The 15950-nt window shown below is 67.3% G+C and carries 18 protein-coding genes; 9 read left to right on the top strand and 9 right to left on the bottom strand.

Annotated elements, in window-relative coordinates; genetic code table 11:
• Positions 1-10: 10 nt before the first annotated feature.
• Both GGQ93_RS02290 and GGQ93_RS02285 read left to right on the top strand, forming a co-directional pair.
• Positions 11-454: an NUDIX domain-containing protein gene (locus tag GGQ93_RS02290; protein ID WP_182713277.1), complete on the top strand. Its 444-nt coding sequence runs from the start codon at positions 11-13 to the stop codon at positions 452-454.
• 85 nt (positions 455-539) lie between these two features.
• Complete coding sequence (locus tag GGQ93_RS02285) at positions 540-722, top strand: CsbD family protein (protein ID WP_183214992.1); 183 nt, start codon at positions 540-542, stop codon at positions 720-722.
• A 63-nt stretch (positions 723-785) separates the two neighbouring features.
• Here GGQ93_RS02285 and GGQ93_RS02280 read toward each other — a convergent pair whose 3' ends face one another.
• The 5 genes from GGQ93_RS02280 to GGQ93_RS02260 are packed head-to-tail and all read right to left on the bottom strand — an operon-like array spanning position 786 to position 4788.
• Positions 786-1271, bottom strand: a complete 486-nt coding sequence (locus GGQ93_RS02280) for a hypothetical protein (protein WP_183214991.1) — start codon at positions 1269-1271, stop codon at positions 786-788.
• 50 nt (positions 1272-1321) lie between these two features.
• Positions 1322-2500 (bottom strand): vWA domain-containing protein, encoded by a 1179-nt coding sequence (locus GGQ93_RS02275; RefSeq protein WP_183214990.1) that lies wholly within the window; start codon positions 2498-2500, stop codon positions 1322-1324.
• Between the two features lie 28 nt (positions 2501-2528).
• Positions 2529-3197 (bottom strand): hypothetical protein, encoded by a 669-nt coding sequence (locus GGQ93_RS02270; protein ID WP_183214989.1) that lies wholly within the window; start codon positions 3195-3197, stop codon positions 2529-2531.
• A gap of 48 nt (positions 3198-3245) precedes the next feature.
• Entirely contained in the window at positions 3246-3773 is a 528-nt protein-coding gene (locus tag GGQ93_RS02265) for a GNAT family N-acetyltransferase (RefSeq protein ID WP_183214988.1), read from the bottom strand.
• 16 nt (positions 3774-3789) lie between these two features.
• The gene (locus GGQ93_RS02260; protein WP_183214987.1) at positions 3790-4788 is read right to left on the bottom strand and encodes a zinc-binding alcohol dehydrogenase family protein; all 999 of its coding nucleotides are present in this window, start codon (positions 4786-4788) and stop codon (positions 3790-3792) included.
• Between the two features lie 91 nt (positions 4789-4879).
• Between GGQ93_RS02260 and GGQ93_RS02255 the strand changes: the two genes are divergently transcribed.
• The 7 genes from GGQ93_RS02255 to GGQ93_RS02230 all read left to right on the top strand — a co-directional run bounded on the left by GGQ93_RS02255 (position 4880) and on the right by GGQ93_RS02230 (position 10680).
• The gene (locus tag GGQ93_RS02255; protein ID WP_221233496.1) at positions 4880-5245 is read left to right on the top strand and encodes a winged helix-turn-helix transcriptional regulator; all 366 of its coding nucleotides are present in this window, start codon (positions 4880-4882) and stop codon (positions 5243-5245) included.
• Positions 5246-5284: 39 nt separating this feature from the next.
• A complete protein-coding gene (locus GGQ93_RS16465; RefSeq protein WP_325100319.1) occupies positions 5285-5494 on the top strand; it encodes an arginase family protein in 210 nt (69 codons plus the stop codon).
• Positions 5495-5535: 41 nt separating this feature from the next.
• On the top strand, positions 5536-6198 hold the full coding sequence (locus GGQ93_RS02250) for a histidine phosphatase family protein (RefSeq protein WP_183214986.1): 663 nt from the start codon (positions 5536-5538) through the stop codon (positions 6196-6198).
• A gap of 48 nt (positions 6199-6246) precedes the next feature.
• A complete protein-coding gene (locus GGQ93_RS02245; protein ID WP_054766482.1) occupies positions 6247-6498 on the top strand; it encodes an exodeoxyribonuclease VII small subunit in 252 nt (83 codons plus the stop codon).
• Positions 6499-6577: 79 nt separating this feature from the next.
• Positions 6578-7453 (top strand): polyprenyl synthetase family protein, encoded by an 876-nt coding sequence (locus GGQ93_RS02240; protein ID WP_152951165.1) that lies wholly within the window; start codon positions 6578-6580, stop codon positions 7451-7453.
• A 60-nt stretch (positions 7454-7513) separates the two neighbouring features.
• Positions 7514-9424 carry a 1-deoxy-D-xylulose-5-phosphate synthase gene (gene dxs, locus GGQ93_RS02235; RefSeq protein ID WP_375782435.1) on the top strand — a complete coding sequence of 637 codons (1911 nt, stop codon included), beginning with the start codon at positions 7514-7516 and terminating at the stop codon, positions 9422-9424.
• An 11-nt stretch (positions 9425-9435) separates the two neighbouring features.
• Positions 9436-10680 (top strand): MFS transporter, encoded by a 1245-nt coding sequence (locus tag GGQ93_RS02230; RefSeq protein ID WP_183214985.1) that lies wholly within the window; start codon positions 9436-9438, stop codon positions 10678-10680.
• On the opposite strand, the gene GGQ93_RS02225 is transcribed toward GGQ93_RS02230, so the two are convergent.
• From GGQ93_RS02225 to GGQ93_RS02210, 4 genes are all read right to left on the bottom strand, one after another.
• A complete protein-coding gene (locus tag GGQ93_RS02225) occupies positions 10664-12358 on the bottom strand; it encodes an alkaline phosphatase D family protein (RefSeq protein WP_183214984.1) in 1695 nt (564 codons plus the stop codon). The genes GGQ93_RS02230 and GGQ93_RS02225 overlap by 17 nt on opposite strands.
• Before the next feature lie 10 nt (positions 12359-12368).
• Positions 12369-14882 (bottom strand): TonB-dependent receptor, encoded by a 2514-nt coding sequence (locus GGQ93_RS02220; protein WP_183214983.1) that lies wholly within the window; start codon positions 14880-14882, stop codon positions 12369-12371.
• 135 nt (positions 14883-15017) lie between these two features.
• Entirely contained in the window at positions 15018-15458 is a 441-nt protein-coding gene (locus GGQ93_RS02215; protein ID WP_054767030.1) for a hypothetical protein, read from the bottom strand.
• A 69-nt stretch (positions 15459-15527) separates the two neighbouring features.
• On the bottom strand, positions 15528-15947 hold the full coding sequence (locus GGQ93_RS02210) for a DUF6491 family protein (RefSeq protein ID WP_183214982.1): 420 nt from the start codon (positions 15945-15947) through the stop codon (positions 15528-15530).
• Positions 15948-15950 lie beyond the last annotated feature (3 nt).

Here is a 15950-nt window from a genome sequence, read left to right as displayed (position 1 = left end):
GATCTGCATCATGCTCCAGTTCGGCCTTCGTAATCCCGCGCTCGACTATCGCCACCGCGCCACGGCCTTCGGCGTGGTGGAGCGCGACGGCCTGATCGCCTGCGTCCGGGTCGAACGAGCGGCCGGCGCCTATTTCGATCTTCCCGGCGGGGCGGTGGATGGCGAGGAGACCGAGGTCGAGGCCCTGGTGCGCGAGTTCGTCGAGGAAACCGGCCTGTCTGTGACGCCTCTGAACCGCATCGCCGAGGCGGGCCAGTATCATCTGAAAAGCACCGGCGAGCCCCTCTGCAACGTCGGCGGCTTCTGGACCGCGACGGTCACGGCCGAGAACCCCCAGGCCAAGTGCGAGGACGATCACACCCTGGTCTGGCTGGACCCGACCGTGGCTTTGTCGCGTCTGCGCCACGACTCCCACGCCTGGGCGGTCGCGGTGTGGCTGCGTCGGGCAAGCTGAGCCTTACGGAACGGCCCGGACCCGCTCCCGTTTCTCCTTCACCTTGCAGCGCCATCGCGGCGTCGCTCGAAACAGGAGAATTCCCATGCCAGATCAAGACCGTATTGAAGGCTCCGCCAAGAATGTCGGCGGCAAGATCAAGGAAGGCGTCGGCAAGATGACCGGCGATTCCAAGCTTCAGGCTGAGGGCAAGGCGGACCAGGTCGAAGGCAAGGTCCAAAACACCGTCGGCGGCGTGAAGGACAGTCTGCGCGACAATCGCAACTGACGCGACCGACTATTCAAAGACGTTCAACGCCGTCCGCGATCGCGGGCGGCGTTTTCGTTCGGGTCAGTCATTGCCCCATAGCTTCAGCGTCAGCCCCTTGTCCTCGGTCGTCCCCACCGGTCGGCATTCCGAACTGAAGCCGCCCCGTTCGGGACGGGGGCGGCAATCCACCTCCTTGGGCCGGGGAGAGTCGGTCGGCGCCCGCGACTGAGGGCCGCACTGCAGGCCGTAGGACGAGCCGCCCTGGGCCGCCTGGGCCATCTGGCAGTCGCCCGCCATCCCCTCAGGGCGCAGGGCGTCGGGCAGATCCGGCCCCAGAGCCAGGGCCAGCTGGGCGCGAACCTCGGCCTGACAGACTTCCAGCGATCTCGCGCCGCGCAGCTGCGGGCTGCACCGCGCCCGCTCATAGCCGAACGGATCGGCGAGACCCCATTCCGGAACATTGTGGGCGGGACGCGGCGGCGGGGCTTCGGCGGCGGGCGGCGCCTCCCACACCACGGTCGGGGCGGCCTGTTGGGCCAGAAGAAGCAGGGCGAAGGCGGCGAGCATGTCTCTGGCCTCTTTCACAATCCACGGGGCGGCTCGCCCCGCAGGCGAACCTACCTTGTCAGCGCCCGCATCGCCTTGTCGAGCCCTTCCAGCGTCAGGGGGAACATTCGGTCCTCCATCAGCTCCCGCAACAGGCCAACCGAGGCGGTGTAGCTCCAATACCGTTCCTGCACCGGGTTCAGCCAGACCGACTTGTCCCACTGCTGACGGGCTCGCTTCATCCACACCGCCCCGGCCTCCTCGTTCCAGTGTTCGACCGAACCGCCGGGCATGGTGATCTCATAGGGGCTCATGGTCGCATCGCCGACGAAGATGGCGCGCCAGTCGCCGGGGTATTTGTGCAGCAGGTCCCAGGTGGCGATCCGCTCGGTGTGACGCCGCCGGTTGTCCTTCCACACACCCTCGTACAGGCAGTTGTGGAAATAGAAGAACTCCAGGTTCTTGAACTCGGTCCGTGCGGCCGAGAACAGCTCCTCCACCAGCCTGATATGGCCGTCCATCGAGCCGCCGATGTCCAGGAACAGCAGCACCTTGATCGTGTTGCGCCGCTCGGGCCGCATCTGGATGTCCAGCCAGCCCTGGCGGGCCGTGCCGTCGATGGTGCCGTCGATGTCCAGTTCTTCCGCCGCCCCCTCGCGCGCGAAGCGGCGCAGGCGACGCAAGGCGACCTTGATGTTGCGCGTGCCCAGTTCGACCGTGTCGTCCAGGTTCCTGAACTCGCGCTTTTCCCAGACCTTGACCGCCCGGCCATGTCGTCCGGGGCCGCCGATCCGCACGCCCTCGGGATTATAGCCGCCGTGGCCGAAGGGACTGGTCCCGCCCGTGCCGATCCATTTTGAGCCGCCGGAATGGCGTTCCTTCTGCTCCTCCAGCCGCTGTTTCAGCGTCTCCATCAGCTTGTCGAACCCGCCGAGCGCCTCGATCTGGGCCTTTTCCTCGTCGGTCAGATATTTCTCGTTCAGCAGCCGCAGCCAGTCCTCGGGGATGTCGGTCGTCAGATCTTCGCCCGCCCCGACAGATTCGACGCCCTTGAACACCGTCCCGAACACCTGGTCGAACCGGTCATAGTGTTTCTCGTCCTTGACCAGCACCGCCCGCGACAGGTGATAGAAGGCCTCGATCTCGCGCCCGGCCAGATCGCGGTCCATGGCCTCCATCAGATGGAGCCATTCCTTCATCGACACCGGAACCTTGGCGTCGCGCAGGGCGGTGAAGAAGGGCAGGAGCATGGGCTCTTAATGCCGCAAAGCCGAAGCTTTAGGGAGCGACTTTCTCTGTCGGGAGGCTGCGCGAGAACATGATCGCGCCCACGAGGTTTGTGGGCGTATCGCCTTCTGACGGTCCCGTCACACGCCCCTTGAAACTCCATTCGCCTTGATGGGGCACCAGAACGAGTGTGAGCATGGGACGACCGTCGATCTTGATATCATAGCCGGCGACGCGCTGGGCCGGGGCATCGTTGATGGTGGCTGTAATCAGCCCCTCGGCGTGGGGCTTTGCATCCGGCCATCGCTGCACAATCGCGTTCATTGTGTCTTGAATTATGGCTTCCTCGCTGAAGTATCGCGCATAGCGTGTGGCGTAGCTAGTGAAGTTAACTTCCAGCAGGCGCGTGTTGCATCCCACGTCCTCACCTTCCCCAATCGAGGCTGCAGCGGGGTAGATGGTGATCTTGTCGTATTCCGGGTCTGAGAAGGCGCACACCATGCCGCTGGCTTTGTGACGGACCGTGGGGGTAGCGTCGGTGGTGATATTCTCGAAATAGCGTGCCGCATTGGCCGAGGCGATCAACTGGTCGGCGTAGGATCGGGCGGTGGCGATCTCCTCAACATTCGGCGGTTTGTTGTCAGGCGCCGTGTCTTGAGTATGGGCTGCTGTAGAATAGGCAGCCAGCAATAGCGCAATTGCAGCGACGCGGTTTGACACCGTGAACTCCTCCCTTTTTTTAAGAAAAGCACGCAGCTCGCCGAACGTCTATCCGCGCCGCAAGATGAACTCGTGGTCGCGCCAGGCGCCGACCGGGTATTCATACTCGCCCGCCTTCTTGAACCCATAGGCGGCGTACAGGCGCTGGGCCTTTTCGTTGCCGCTCCAGACGCCGATCCAGAGCGGGCCGCCCGTGTTGGCCTCCATCCAGTCCAGCGACAGGGTCAGCAGCTTCGTGCCCAGGCCCAGACCCTGGGCGGCCTTGGACACATACAGGCGGCGCAGCTCCATATGCTCCGGCCGCGCCTCGGGGTGGGGCAGGCCGTTGGGACCGGCGTTGGCGAAGGCCAGCAGTTCGCCGTCCCGCTCGGCCACCCACCAGGCTGCGTTGGGTTCGGCCAGCTTTTTCCGTGTCGGTTCGGGATCGAAACTGGCGTCCAGAAAGGCCGCCAGGTCCGTCTCGGGATAGGGAATGCCGAAGCCGGTCACGAAGGTCTCGACGAAGGTCCGACGCCCCAGGACGCCCAGGGCTTCGGCGTCTCCGGGGCGGGGGGTGCGGATCAGGATCTCGGTCATGATCCGCCCCTTAGCCTCAGAAGCCGTCCAGCGCGACCTTGCCGATCGTCGAGCCGCTTTCCAACTGGCGATGCCCGTCGAGAAGGGTCTCGACCGAAAGCCGGCCCAGGTTGCGGGTCAGGGTGGTGCGGATGGCGCCGGCGTCGACCGCCTCCGACACGGCGTTCAGGATTTCGTGCTGCCGGATCATGTCGGGGGTCTGGTGGACCGGCCGGGTGAACATGAACTCCCACACGAAACCGGCCGCCTTCTGCTTCAGCAGTTCGACCGGCAGACCCTTGAAGTCGTCAATGGCGCCGATGACCCCCTGGGGCGCCACGGCGCGGGCCAGGGCCTCGAAATGGCCGGCCGTGTGGGTCAGGGATGCGATATATTTCGGCGCCCGTTCGCCGGCTTCCGTCAGGGCTTCGTCGATGGGGCGGGAATGGTCGATGACGGCGTCCGCCCCCAGGTCCAGGCACCATTGGCGGGTTTCAGGGCGAGAGGCGGTGGCGACGACACGCAGTTTCGTCATGGCCTTGGCGATCTGGATCAGGATGGACCCGACCCCGCCGGCGCCGCCGACGATCAACAGGCTCTCGTCCTCGTGCCGGTCCGCCTTCATTCGGTCGAACAGCAGTTCCCAGGCGGTGATGGCGGTCAGGGGCAGGGCGGCGGCCTCGACAAAGTTCAACGACCGGGGCTTGCGGCCCACGATCCGTTCGTCCACCGCCTGACGTTCGGCGTTCGAGCCGGGGCGGTCGATCTGGCCGGCGTAGAAGACCTCGTCTCCGACCTTGAACAGGCTGACGTCGGCGCCGACGCCGATCACCACGCCTGCGGCGTCATAGCCTAGGATGCTGGGCTGGTCCGGCTGCCGACTGCTGCGCACCTTTGTGTCCACGGGGTTCAGGCTGACGGCCTTGACTGCAACAAGCAGATCCCGCGGGCGCAGCTCAGGCTCGGCGGCCTCGAACGCGATCAGGGCGGCGGGATCGGAAACGGGGCGGGGGCCGGTCGTGCCGATGGCCTTCATGACAATGCTCCTTGGTTTGTGTCGTCGCGCCCCACATCGCCTTCAGCTACATTCGGCGCAAGAACGGCATTTTTCTGTATGTAGTACCCGAATGGATACCGTCTTTTCCGAAACCTTCGTGGCGCCGCCTCGAAACGTACGGCCGGGTGAATGCGTCGTCGACGCCGCCCTCAATCTGATCGGCGGCAAGTGGAAGGGCGTGATCGTCTATCATCTGCTCGACGGCCCCCTGCGGTTCAGTCAGGTGAAACGTCATCTTCCCGGCGTCACTCAGCGGATGCTGACAAAGCAGTTGCGCGAGCTGGAGGCGGCGGGACTGGTGCATCGGACGGTCTATGCTCAGGTTCCGCCCCGCGTCGATTACCGCCTGACGGGGGCGGGGCGGACGCTGTCTCCGGTCATTCTCGCCCTGCGCGCCTGGGGCGAGGCTCATCTGCGCATGGAGGTTGAGACATGAGCGGCCTTCCGGTCTTCACCCACGCCTCGATGCCGGCCCATGCGCTGGTCGCCCCCCCATGCGGCGCGCGATCCGCTGGCGCACCCGTCGCTCGAGGCCGAGGATTTCACCTGGGCGACCTGCGCGGTTCGGGGAAACGCGCGCCGGACCTGTTCGGGCAAGGTTGTGTCCGCGCGCGAGGGCGGTTACGACCTTGAAGGACCAGGCCGCTCCGCGGTCGCACACGTCGCCGCGCTCGGGGAGGATTAGGACGTATAAGGCCTTGAAACCTTAAGGTTCGTCCCATCGCCATGTCAGCCCCCGCCCTGTCCCTCGATTCGACTGAAGAGACCGCCGTTCAGGTGGGCGGCTCTGTTGGCGCGCCTGCCGCGAGGGGCGTCCGGCCCGGCGCCATCATCCTGACGCGCCACGGCGAACCCGCCCTGTCGCGCAAGTGCCTGATCACTGCCCGCGAGTACGGAGACTGGTGGGCGAAGTACGAGGTCGGCGGTCTGCTGGCGGGCCAGACGCCCCCGCCCGAACTGGTCGCCGCCGCCCAGGGCGCCGGCGCCATCTACGCCTCCACCCGCCAGCGGGCCCAGGAGACGGCCGCCGCCGTCGTCGCCGGGCGGGAAGTGATGTCGGACGTCATGTTCATCGAGGCGCCCCTGCCGCCGCCGCCGATCCCCGACTGGATCAAGCTGTCGCCGAAATGGTGGGGGGTGGTGTCGCGCTTCTGGTGGCACGCCTTCGATCATCACGGCGGCCAGGAGACCCGGGCCCAGGCCGAGGTTCGCGCCGAACAGGCGGCCCGCAAGCTGATCGCCCGCGCCGAGACCGGCCAGGACGTCCTGGTCTTCGCCCACGGCTATTTCAACCATATGGTCGGCGCGCGTCTGAAGGCCGACGGGTGGAAACTGGTGCATAACCAGGGCTTCAAATACTGGTCGCAGCGCCGTTACGAAAAACGCTAGCCGCATAACCGTTGATGCGGGGCGACCGGGTCTTTAGGGTCGCGCGCCATGACCGACGCCGCACCCGCCATTCCCGCCGACCTCAGCTTCGAAGACGCGCTGCAGCGTCTGGAGACCATCGTCTCGCGCCTGGAATCCGGCCAGGCCCCGCTGGAGGAATCCATCGCCCTGTACGAAGAGGGCGCCCGGCTGAAGGCCCATTGCGAGGCGCGTCTGAAGGCGGCCCAGCTGCGGGTCGAAAAGATCGTGGTCGGGCCGGACGGCCAGGCCAAGGGCGTTGAGGCGGCGTCGTTCGAATGAAGCCGCATCGTCCTCTTGCGGCCAAGGGCGGTCGATCGTCTTGAACCGGGTCATCGCCGCCAATTCGCCCGAGCAGGCCGTGATCGACCGGGTCGCCGAGGTCGCCGATCTGGTGACGGTGGCGCTGGATGAGCTGTTGCCGCGCGCGGAAGGGCCGGAATCCCGCCTGACCGAGGCCATGCGCTATGCGGCCCTGGGACCGGGCAAACGGCTGCGGCCCTTTTTCGCCCTTGAGGCGGCGCGGCTGTTCGACATCGACGCGCGGTCGGTGCTGCGCGCCGCCTGCGCCCTGGAATGCGTCCATGCCTACAGCCTGGTCCACGACGACCTGCCCTGTATGGACGACGACGACATGCGGCGCGGCCGCCCGACCGTCCACCGCGCCTATGACGAGGCCACGGCGGTCCTGGCCGGCGACGCGCTTCAGACGGCGGCCTTCGACATCATTCTGCACGAGGACACCCACGACGATCCCGCCGTCCGCTGCGAACTGGCGGCCCGGCTGTCGCTGGCCTCGGGCGCGCGGGGCATGGCGGGCGGCCAGATGATCGACCTGTTGGGCGTGCGCGACGACCTGGGCGGGGTCGCCCGGATGCAACGTCTGAAGACCGGCGCCCTGTTCGCCTATGCCTTCGAGATTCCGCTGATCATCGCCGAGGCTTCGGCCCAGCATCAGCACGCCCTGATCAGCTTCGCCCACGACGTCGGCCTGGCCTATCAGATCGTCGACGACATTCTGGACGCCGAGGGTTCGGCCGAGGAAATGGGCAAGGCCGCCGGCGGCAAGGACGCGGCCCTGGGCAAGACCAATTTCGTCACCCTGTTGGGGCTGGACGAGGCGCGACAGAGGGTCGCGCTGTTGTCCGATCAGGCTCGCGCCCACCTGGAGTCCTTTGGCGATGAGGCGGAAATCCTCAAGGCGAGCGTGGACTTTGTGCTAAGGCGCCGGTCCTGATACGAAACGTCGACCGCCCTCGCGGGTTGATTGATCAGACTACCAAGGTTTTCCCGGCTGATGCCCGACACCCCGCTTCTCGACACCGTCAAGTTTCCCGCCGACATGCGGGGCTTTGACATCGCCCAGCTCAAGCAGCTGGCGGAAGAAGTGCGAGCCGAGACCATCGACGCCGTCTCGGTGACCGGCGGCCATCTGGGCGCGGGCCTGGGGGTGGTCGAGCTGACCACGGCGCTTCACCATGTGTTCGAGACGCCCAAGGACATCCTGATCTGGGACGTCGGCCATCAGTGCTATCCGCACAAGATCCTGACCGGGCGTCGCGATCGCATCCGCACCCTGCGCCAGGGCGGCGGTCTGTCCGGCTTCACCAAGCGCAGCGAGAGCGAATACGATCCCTTCGGCGCCGCCCACGCCTCGACCTCGATCAGCGCCGCCCTGGGCTTCGCCGCCGCGCGCGACCAGAAGGGGGAAAAGAACAAGGTGGTCGCCGTCATCGGCGACGGCTCCATGTCGGCCGGCATGGCCTATGAGGCGATGAACAATGCGGCCGAGGCCACCAGCGGCCAGCTGATGGTCATACTGAACGACAACGACATGTCCATCGCCCCGCCGGTGGGCGGCATGAGCGCCTATTTAGCCGGTCTGGTGTCCGGCGGCGCCTATCAGAACGTTCGCCGCCTGGGCCGTTCGTTCGCCCAGCACCTGCCGCGTCCGTTCCGCAACGCCGCCAAGAAGGCCGAGGAATACGCCCGTGGGATGGTGACGGGCGGCACCTTCTTCGAAGAGCTGGGCTTCTACTATGTCGGCCCCATCGACGGTCACGACATGGAGAACCTGGTCCCGATCCTGAAGAAGGCGGCGGCCATCGAGGACCGGCCGGTTCTGGTCCATGTCGTGACGCAGAAGGGCAAGGGCTACGCCCCCGCCGAGAGCAGCGCCGACAAACTTCATGCGGTCGTCAAGTTCGACGTGGTCTCGGGCAAGCAGACCAAGGCCGTCTCCAACGCCCCCAGCTACACCAAGGTGTTCGGGACCGAACTGATCAAACACGCCAAGGCCGATCCGTCGATCGTCGCCATCACCGCCGCCATGCCCTCGGGCACGGGGCTGGACCTGTTCGGCCAGGCCTTCCCCGACCGCACCTATGACGTCGGCATCGCCGAACAGCACGCCGTCACCTTCGCCGCCGGCCTGGCCGCCGACGGGATGAAGCCGGTCTGCGCCATCTATTCCACCTTCCTCCAGCGCGGCTATGACCAGGTCGTCCACGACGTGGCGATCCAGTCCCTGCCGGTGCGGTTTGCCATGGACCGAGCCGGTCTGGTCGGCGCCGACGGGGCGACCCACGCCGGATCGTTCGACATCGGCTTCATGGGGGCCTTGCCCGGCATGGTGCTGATGGCCGCCGCCGACGAGGCCGAACTGGCGGGCATGATCTCGACCAGCCTGGCCATCGACGACCGCCCCAGCGCCTTCCGCTATCCGCGCGGCGACGGCGTCGGGGTCGAGATCCCGGACCTGGCCGCTCCGTTCGAGATCGGCCGCGGCCGGATCGTGCGCGAGGGGACCGCCGTCGCCATCCTGTCCCTGGGCACCCGACTTCAGGAAGCGCTGAAGGCCGCTGACCTGCTGGCGGCGCGCGGCGTGTCCGCCACCGTCGCCGACGCCCGTTTCGCCAAGCCGCTGGACGCCGATCTGATCCTGCGCCTGGCCCGCGAGCACGAGGCCCTGATCACGGTGGAGGAGGGGGCCATGGGCGGCTTCGGCGCCTTCGTCCTGCAACTGCTGGCGGAGAAGGGCGCCCTGGATCGCGGGCTGAAGGTCCGCACACTGAACCTGCCCGACGTCTTCCAGGATCAGGACACGCCGGCGGCCATGTACGCCCAGGCCGGGCTGAACGCCGACCATATCGCCGCCGCCGCCCTCCAGGCGCTGGGCCTCGCGGCGGCGCGGGCCGTTCGCGCCTGACGCCCCCGCCCGTGGTCGCCGGCGTTCCAACCCGGCCGGCCGGGCCGGCCTTCCTCTTCGGCTACGCCGTCGCCTATATCGGCGGCTTCATCGGCGTGGCGCCCCTGCTTCAGGTGCTTGCGCCTCTCCACGCCGAGCTTATCGGCGGCGAGGCCAAAGGCCCCCTGCTCAGTCAGGCCCTGTTCTGGGGCTGTATGGCGGCCGGGGTCGGCAACATCATCGGCGGCGCCCTCAGCGACCGCACCCGGTCCAGACACGGGCGCAGACGGCCCTGGATCATCATCGGCGCGGTGCTGACGATCGCCAGCTACGCCGGCCTTCATCGCGCATCGACACCCGTCGGCTTCGTTCTGGCGCTCGTCGGGTTTCAACTGGCGTTCAACATCCTGCTGGCGCCGCTCCTGGCCCTCTTCGCTGATCGGGTGCCGGAAAACCGGCGCAGCGCCATGTCGGCCGTAATGGGCATGGGCTATCCTCTGGCCGCCATGATCGGGTCGGTGGTCATGGCCTGGGGACCGCAGGGCGAGGCGGCGCGGCTGGCGGTCCTGGCCGCCGTCGTCGCGGCGGCCACCGTGCCCTTCGCCCTGCTGTCGCGCGAAGATCCGCCGCCGTCGGCGCAGGTCCGCCCGGTGTTTTCGGGCTTCTCCCTGGCGAGCCTGCTCAGGCCCTTTGCAACCCGCGACTTCAGCCTGGCCTGGTCCTATCGTTTCCTGGTCGTCACCGGCTATTCGCTGGTGGCCTTTTATCTGCTCTTCTACATCGCCGACGCCATCGGCTTTGCTCGGCTGTTCCCCGGCCGGACGGCTGAGGCGGGTCATTCCCTTGTCACCGCCATCGCCGTGGTCGGGGTGGTCGCGGTCAGCGCCGTGGTCGCCGTCAACGGGTCGCGTGTGACGCGGCGAAAGCCCCTGGGCGTGACGGGGGCGGTCCTGCTGACGATCGCAGCGGCCGTCATGGCGGCGACCCCGGACTGGACCCTGGTCCTGATCGCCTTCGCCCTCTATGGCCTGGGCCAAGGCTGCTACGGCGCCGTCGATATCGCCTTGATGACTGACGTCCTTCCCTCGGCTCAGGATCGGGGCAAGGATCTGGGGCTGATCAACCTGGCCGTGACCCTGCCCCAGGCGATCGCCCCCTTGATCGCCCTGGTCCTGTTGGAGCGGCTGGATCTGGGCTTGCGCAGCCTGTTCGTGGCCGCCGCCCTGTGTTTCTTGGGAGCTGCCCTTGCGGTGGCGGCGATCAGGCGGGTGCGGTGACGTCTTCCAACGGCCCCAGGCCCGTCTCAGTCCGCGCCAGACGATAGCGTTTCAGCGTCCGGTTCTCATACGGCTTGGCCAGGATGGTGGAGACGGTGCGCAGTTCGCCGACGGCCTGATCCCGCTCCAGGGTCAGCAGCACATAGCCCTTGGCCGACTGGTCGCAGAACTTGACCTCGGGATTGGCGGCTTGCAGCGCCAGGCCCAGGGGCAGGCCGCCGACATGGTCGCCGGGCGAGGGGCTGGAAATGGCCGAGGTTCCGAACTCGACCGCCCGGCGCTCTCCGCCGTTGTCATACAGTTCATTGACCCAGAAGGCGTGGCTGTCGCCGGCCAGGACGATGGGCTCGACCCCCGCCTGTTTCATGGTCTCGTACAGACGCTCGCGTCCGGCCGGATAGCCGTCCCAGCTGTCCAGGTTGAACGGCAGGCCCAGTCTGAACAGCTGGATGGCGGTCTCGACCTGGGGGCGGACGTCGTCGGGCAGGCCGGAGACCATCTGGGCCAGCTGGGCGGGGGGCACCATCTGTTCAATGTTCGGCCCCTTGACCCGGGCCATAATGACCTGATTACCCAGGATCTGCCACGGCCGGCCGGCGGCCTTGGACTGGCGCATGGCCTCGCCCAGCCAGCGGCGCTGGGGCTCGCCCAGCAGATCGCGCGACGGGTCCTGGCGCTGCGCCTCGAAGGCGTCGAGGTCCGGCCGCCCGTCGGCGGTCTTGGGAATGTCGGCGAACTCCATCTGTTCGACGCGGGCCAGCAGCCGGGTCTCGACCATATGCAGGCTGGCCAGGTCGCCGAAATGGAAGCTGCGGTTGATCGCCTCCTTCATGGCGCCGGCCTTGGCCTCGCGGATCGGCATCCATTCGAAATAGGCCCGTAGAGCCGCCGCCTTGCGTGCGGCGAAGTCGCCTTCGGTCGCGGGCTGATGGTTCTCGGCGCCTCGCATCCAGGTGTCGTTGGCGACCTCGTGGTCGTCCCAGACGCAGATGAAGGCGGCGCGGGCGTGGGCGGCCTGAAGGTCGGGATCGGTCTTGTACTGGGCGTGGCGCGTCCGATAGTCGGCCAGGCTGACGATCTCATGCGGCGGCAGGGGCGACCGGCCCAGCGGCGCACCGGTATTCATGCCGTAGTCGTTCGGCGCGGCGCCGTATTCATAGATGTAGTCGCCCAGGTGGACGACGGCGTCCAGCCGATCCAGCTGGGAAATGGCCTCATAGGCGTTGAACAGGCCGCCCGGATAGAGCTGACACGACACCACGGCGAGGTTCACCTGGGGCGTGGCGCCCAAGGGAAGGGTGCGGACCCGCCCCACCGGCGAGGTCACGCCGCGGGCGATGAACCGGTAGAAATACTCATGGCCGGGCTCCAGGCCGCGCCCATGCAGATCGTGTTTGACGGTGAAGTCGCGCTCGGCCCGGGCGGTGAGGTCGGCGGTGCGGCGCACCATGTCGGTGAAGCCGGCGTCCTTGGCCACTTCCAGAACGACCGGGATCTCCCCGGCCGACGGATCAGCCGGGGTGACGCGGGTCCAGAAGACGGCCGAATGATGATCGGGATCGCCGCTGGCCACGCCGTGCAGGAAGGCGACCTGACCGGAATGGGCGGCCTGGGCGACGGCGGGCGTCGCCGCCCCCGCGCCCAACAGACCCAGAAGGCTGCGGCGATCCAGTTTCATCGTTCGATCCTTACAGCTTCAGCTTGAACACCAGACCATAGGCCGCCGGACGACCGGCGATGAAGGTCGGCATGCCCAGGGCGTCGCCGGTGTTGCCGGCGTCCTTGATGTACTTCTCGTCCAGGACGTTTTCGCCGAAGGCTTCGAGGCCCCAGTTTCCGCCTTCCGGCGTATAGCGGACCCGAATGTTCAGCAGGCCGTAGGCGTCCTGATATTCGTCCTGGATCAGGTCCGCGACGAAGTTCTGCGTTTGCAGGGCGGGGATGTCGTTGTCGTCGCTGAAGAAGACCTTGGACTGCCAGGTGTAGGTCGGCTGGACCTCGATCTCGCCGCCCGTCGTCGGCAGGCGCCAGGTCGCGCCGATCGAGGCGGCGTGGTCAGGCGACAGGCGGAACTGGTTGCCGTCGTAGATGCCGTTCTCGAAGCGCGAGTGGTTGTAGGCGTAGGTGGCGAACAGGTCCAAGGTCGAGGCCACGGCGAAGTTCGCCTGACCTTCGAAGCCGTAAGACTTGGCCTCGCCCGCGTTCGTCGTGATGAACTGCGTGCCTTGCTGAATCGTCGTTTGGAAGTTTTCGTAGTTGTACAGGAAGACCGCGCCGTCGACGCGCAGGCGGCCGTCCAGCAGGGCCGACTTGGCGCCGACCTCATAGCTGTCCACGGTTTCCGCATCGACCGGGGTGAAGCGCGCCGCGCCGCTGGGCGCGGACGGCCCCGAGGCGCTGATGACTTCCGGGCGACGACCGCGGGCGTAGTTGGCGTACAGATTGGTCTCGTCGGTCAGTTCATAGCGGGCCGTGAGGCGCCAGGTCAGGCCGTCGTCTTCCGAGTCGAAGTAGGAGAAGTCGCCGTTGTTGGTCGTCGGCTGGGCGGTCAAACCGAACAGCGGGAAGAGGCCGGCGGGCAGGGCGGCGAAGCTCGGATTGGCCAGGGCCGCCAGGAAGCTGGGAACCTGGGCGGCGGGAACGGCGCCGGTCTGAAGACCCAGAAGAGCGCCCAGGGCCGAACGGCGCTCCACCGAACTGGCGTAGCCGGTGGTCTTGTCGTCGCGGGTGTAACGCAGGCCCGCCGACATCTCGAACCGGTCGGTGAAGGCGTAGGTGACGTCGCCGAAGACGTCATAGGAGGTCAGCTCCGACCGGTTGGTCGAGGTCTCGATATGGGCCGGGTCAAGATTGGCGGCGATCGGCGTGGCCAGGGCGCCCGCGCCCAGGGGCGTCAACAGGGCGGCCAGGGCGCCGCGCGCCACGGTGGGATAGGCGGCGAGCGGCAGGGTGCGGTCGCCGACCGTCGTCGGCGAACCGTCCAGCAGGCCGGCCAGCTGGGCCAGGGCCAGGCGTTCGTCGAACTGGGCCGGGGTGCGCTGATAGCCTTCTTCGTGGAACCAGCCGGCGCCGACAAAGCCGGTCAGGCGGCCGCCGTTGTCGAAGCCGAGGCGCAGATCCTGGCTCCATTGTTCGCCATGGGTCTCTTCCGCCGCCGTCAGGACGGGCAGGGAGACGCCGTCGGCGTCGAAGGTTTCGTAGTTGTCGAACTCGCGATAGGCGGTGGTCGAGTTCAGGGTCCAGGCGGCGTTCAGATTGATCCGGGCCAGACCGGTCAGGCCCCAGACTTCACGATCCAGTCCCAGGTCCTTGCCGCCGTCGAAGGCGCCGCCGCGCGTCAGGGCCGCGCCTTCCCAGGGCTCCTTGCCGCCCAGGACGGCGCCCGTGTCCGGGTCGGCCGGCGCATAGGCGATCGACTTGAACGAGGTGCCCGAGGCGTGGTCGTTCTGATAGTTGCCGATCACGTCGAAACGCAGGGCGTCCGACGGGGCCCAGGCGCCGGACAGGCGAACGGCCTTGGTTTTGATGCCGTTGAAGTCGTCGCCGCCCCGCAGGTTCTCGACCGAACCGCCGCGGGTCTTCAGCCGGGTCGCCAGGCGCAGGCCGGCGGTCTCGCCGACCGGCAGGTTCAGCGCGCCTTCGACCATGCGATAGTCTTCATTGCCCGCCTCGATATTGGCGTAGGCTTCGGTCTGGCCGGGCTCGGCGCGGTTCTGGACCAGGTTCACCGCCCCGATGAGGGCGCCGCGGCCGTACAGGGTCGATTGCGGGCCCTTGGCGACTTCGACGCGCGCCAGGTCGAACAGCTCGACATAGGAGCCGCGCGACTTGGAGATCGACACGCCGTCCTGGAACACCGAGACGCGGGGCTCGGCCGTGGCGGCGCCCGAATCGGAGGTGATGCCGCGCATCACGAAGCCGGGGTTGTTCGGCGACTGGTTCTGCACCAGGAAGCCCGGCACGAAGGCCGACAGCTGTTCGAACTCCTGAATGCCCAGGTCCTCCAGGAACTGGCCGGAATAGGCGGTCAGGGCGAACGGAACCTCGATGGTCTTCTGTTCGCGCAGCTGGGCCGTGACGACGATCTCGTCCAGATCCGTCGGTCCGGCCTCTTGGCTTTGCGCCTGAGCGGCCTGGGCCATGGCCAGGACGCCGCTCAGCGCGGCCGCGGCCATCAGCCGCGTCTTCAGTTCGTTCGCCATCATCATCCCCAACTTGGCTGAATGGCGCTCAGTAGCGGGGGGCGATGTCGTGTGGACGACGAATAGGCGTCGCCTGCGTGACGCTAAGCTTGAAAATCCGCGACAAATCCACCGTGTGCGGAGGCTTTCAGCCTATCAGCCGCCGCGGCCCGCGGCGATGAAGGCGGCGATTGTCGGCCAGGTGTCGCCCCTGGGCCGCATGCTGTCGCAGGCGAAGCTTTTCAGGGCGCCGTAGATGCCGCCGGCCGGGGACGGCTCCCACGGCGTCTCCTCGGAATAGCGGTCGGTCTCCGCCCCGTCGGCCCCGATCGTCACATTCGTCGTCGTGCGCGACTGGCCGTCCGAACAGCGGATCGAGACCTCTTCGATCTCATGGCTTTGATCCGCCGCATCGCCCTGAGACGGCACGCGGGCGAAGCGGGCGGCGACCACGCCGTCCACGGCGTTCAACTGGTCCAGATCGACCAGATAGGCGATCCGATCCGTCGCCGAAAAACGGCTCCAGCTTTCGGCCGCAGCGGATTGGGCCGTCAGAGTCAGGCCGGCGATCAGTGCGAATGTGGCGATTCCGCGCATCATATCCTCCCCAAGAAGAGGCGATTTGATACCCGTGATCGGCCAATTTCAAGCCGCCGCGACGTCGCGTCAGGGGCGGACCCGTTCAGGCAGGGCCTCGACCTCCGCCTCGGTCAGGGAACCGGTGATGAAGGCGCGGCAGGTCCGGTTGCCCGGCGTGCCGCTGGGGACCAGAACCTGGACCGGATCGCCGACGCAGACGTTTTCGGACGCCCCCGCCGTGGGCGTGATGGCGATGGAGATCGCCGAATCCAGATCCCAGCAGCCGCCGCTGGTGTTGATCTCGAACACGTCGCCGCGGACCGAGCGCACATAGAGGTTCGCCGGCCGCTCGGCGCGGAAGTTTCGGACCTGATCGGTGCGGAAGCAGCGCGCCGCCTCGGAGCCGGTCTCGGCGAGGGTCTTCTGCGGGGCAGGGGCGGCGCAACCCGTCAAGGCGGCGCCGGTCAGCAGGCAGGCGAGGGCGGGGGCGATCAGCGTAAAGCGCATGGC

It is taken from the genome of Brevundimonas aurantiaca, assembly GCF_014199955.1.
Lineage (GTDB): Bacteria > Pseudomonadota > Alphaproteobacteria > Caulobacterales > Caulobacteraceae > Brevundimonas > Brevundimonas aurantiaca.
This window is presented reverse-complemented; position numbering and strand designations above follow the sequence as displayed.

What these genes read in the sequence shown, in the direction of transcription:
- GGQ93_RS02290 (WP_182713277.1), top strand. Translation starts at nt 11, where the DNA reads ATGCTCCAGTTCGGCCTTCGTAATCCCGCGCTCGACTATCGCCACCGC.
- GGQ93_RS02285 (WP_183214992.1), top strand. Translation starts at nt 540, where the DNA reads ATGCCAGATCAAGACCGTATTGAAGGCTCCGCCAAGAATGTCGGCGGC.
- GGQ93_RS02280 (WP_183214991.1), bottom strand. Translation starts at nt 1,271, where the DNA reads ATGCTCGCCGCCTTCGCCCTGCTTCTTCTGGCCCAACAGGCCGCCCCG.
- GGQ93_RS02275 (WP_183214990.1), bottom strand. Translation starts at nt 2,500, where the DNA reads ATGCTCCTGCCCTTCTTCACCGCCCTGCGCGACGCCAAGGTTCCGGTG.
- GGQ93_RS02265 (WP_183214988.1), bottom strand. Translation starts at nt 3,773, where the DNA reads ATGACCGAGATCCTGATCCGCACCCCCCGCCCCGGAGACGCCGAAGCC.
- GGQ93_RS02260 (WP_183214987.1), bottom strand. Translation starts at nt 4,788, where the DNA reads ATGAAGGCCATCGGCACGACCGGCCCCCGCCCCGTTTCCGATCCCGCC.
- GGQ93_RS02255 (WP_221233496.1), top strand. Translation starts at nt 4,880, where the DNA reads ATGGATACCGTCTTTTCCGAAACCTTCGTGGCGCCGCCTCGAAACGTA.
- GGQ93_RS16465 (WP_325100319.1), top strand. Translation starts at nt 5,285, where the DNA reads ATGCGCTGGTCGCCCCCCCATGCGGCGCGCGATCCGCTGGCGCACCCG.
- GGQ93_RS02250 (WP_183214986.1), top strand. Translation starts at nt 5,536, where the DNA reads ATGTCAGCCCCCGCCCTGTCCCTCGATTCGACTGAAGAGACCGCCGTT.
- GGQ93_RS02245 (WP_054766482.1), top strand. Translation starts at nt 6,247, where the DNA reads ATGACCGACGCCGCACCCGCCATTCCCGCCGACCTCAGCTTCGAAGAC.
- dxs (WP_375782435.1), top strand. Translation starts at nt 7,514, where the DNA reads ATGCCCGACACCCCGCTTCTCGACACCGTCAAGTTTCCCGCCGACATG.
- GGQ93_RS02225 (WP_183214984.1), bottom strand. Translation starts at nt 12,358, where the DNA reads ATGAAACTGGATCGCCGCAGCCTTCTGGGTCTGTTGGGCGCGGGGGCG.
- GGQ93_RS02220 (WP_183214983.1), bottom strand. Translation starts at nt 14,882, where the DNA reads ATGGCGAACGAACTGAAGACGCGGCTGATGGCCGCGGCCGCGCTGAGC.
- GGQ93_RS02215 (WP_054767030.1), bottom strand. Translation starts at nt 15,458, where the DNA reads ATGCGCGGAATCGCCACATTCGCACTGATCGCCGGCCTGACTCTGACG.
- GGQ93_RS02210 (WP_183214982.1), bottom strand. Translation starts at nt 15,947, where the DNA reads ATGCGCTTTACGCTGATCGCCCCCGCCCTCGCCTGCCTGCTGACCGGC.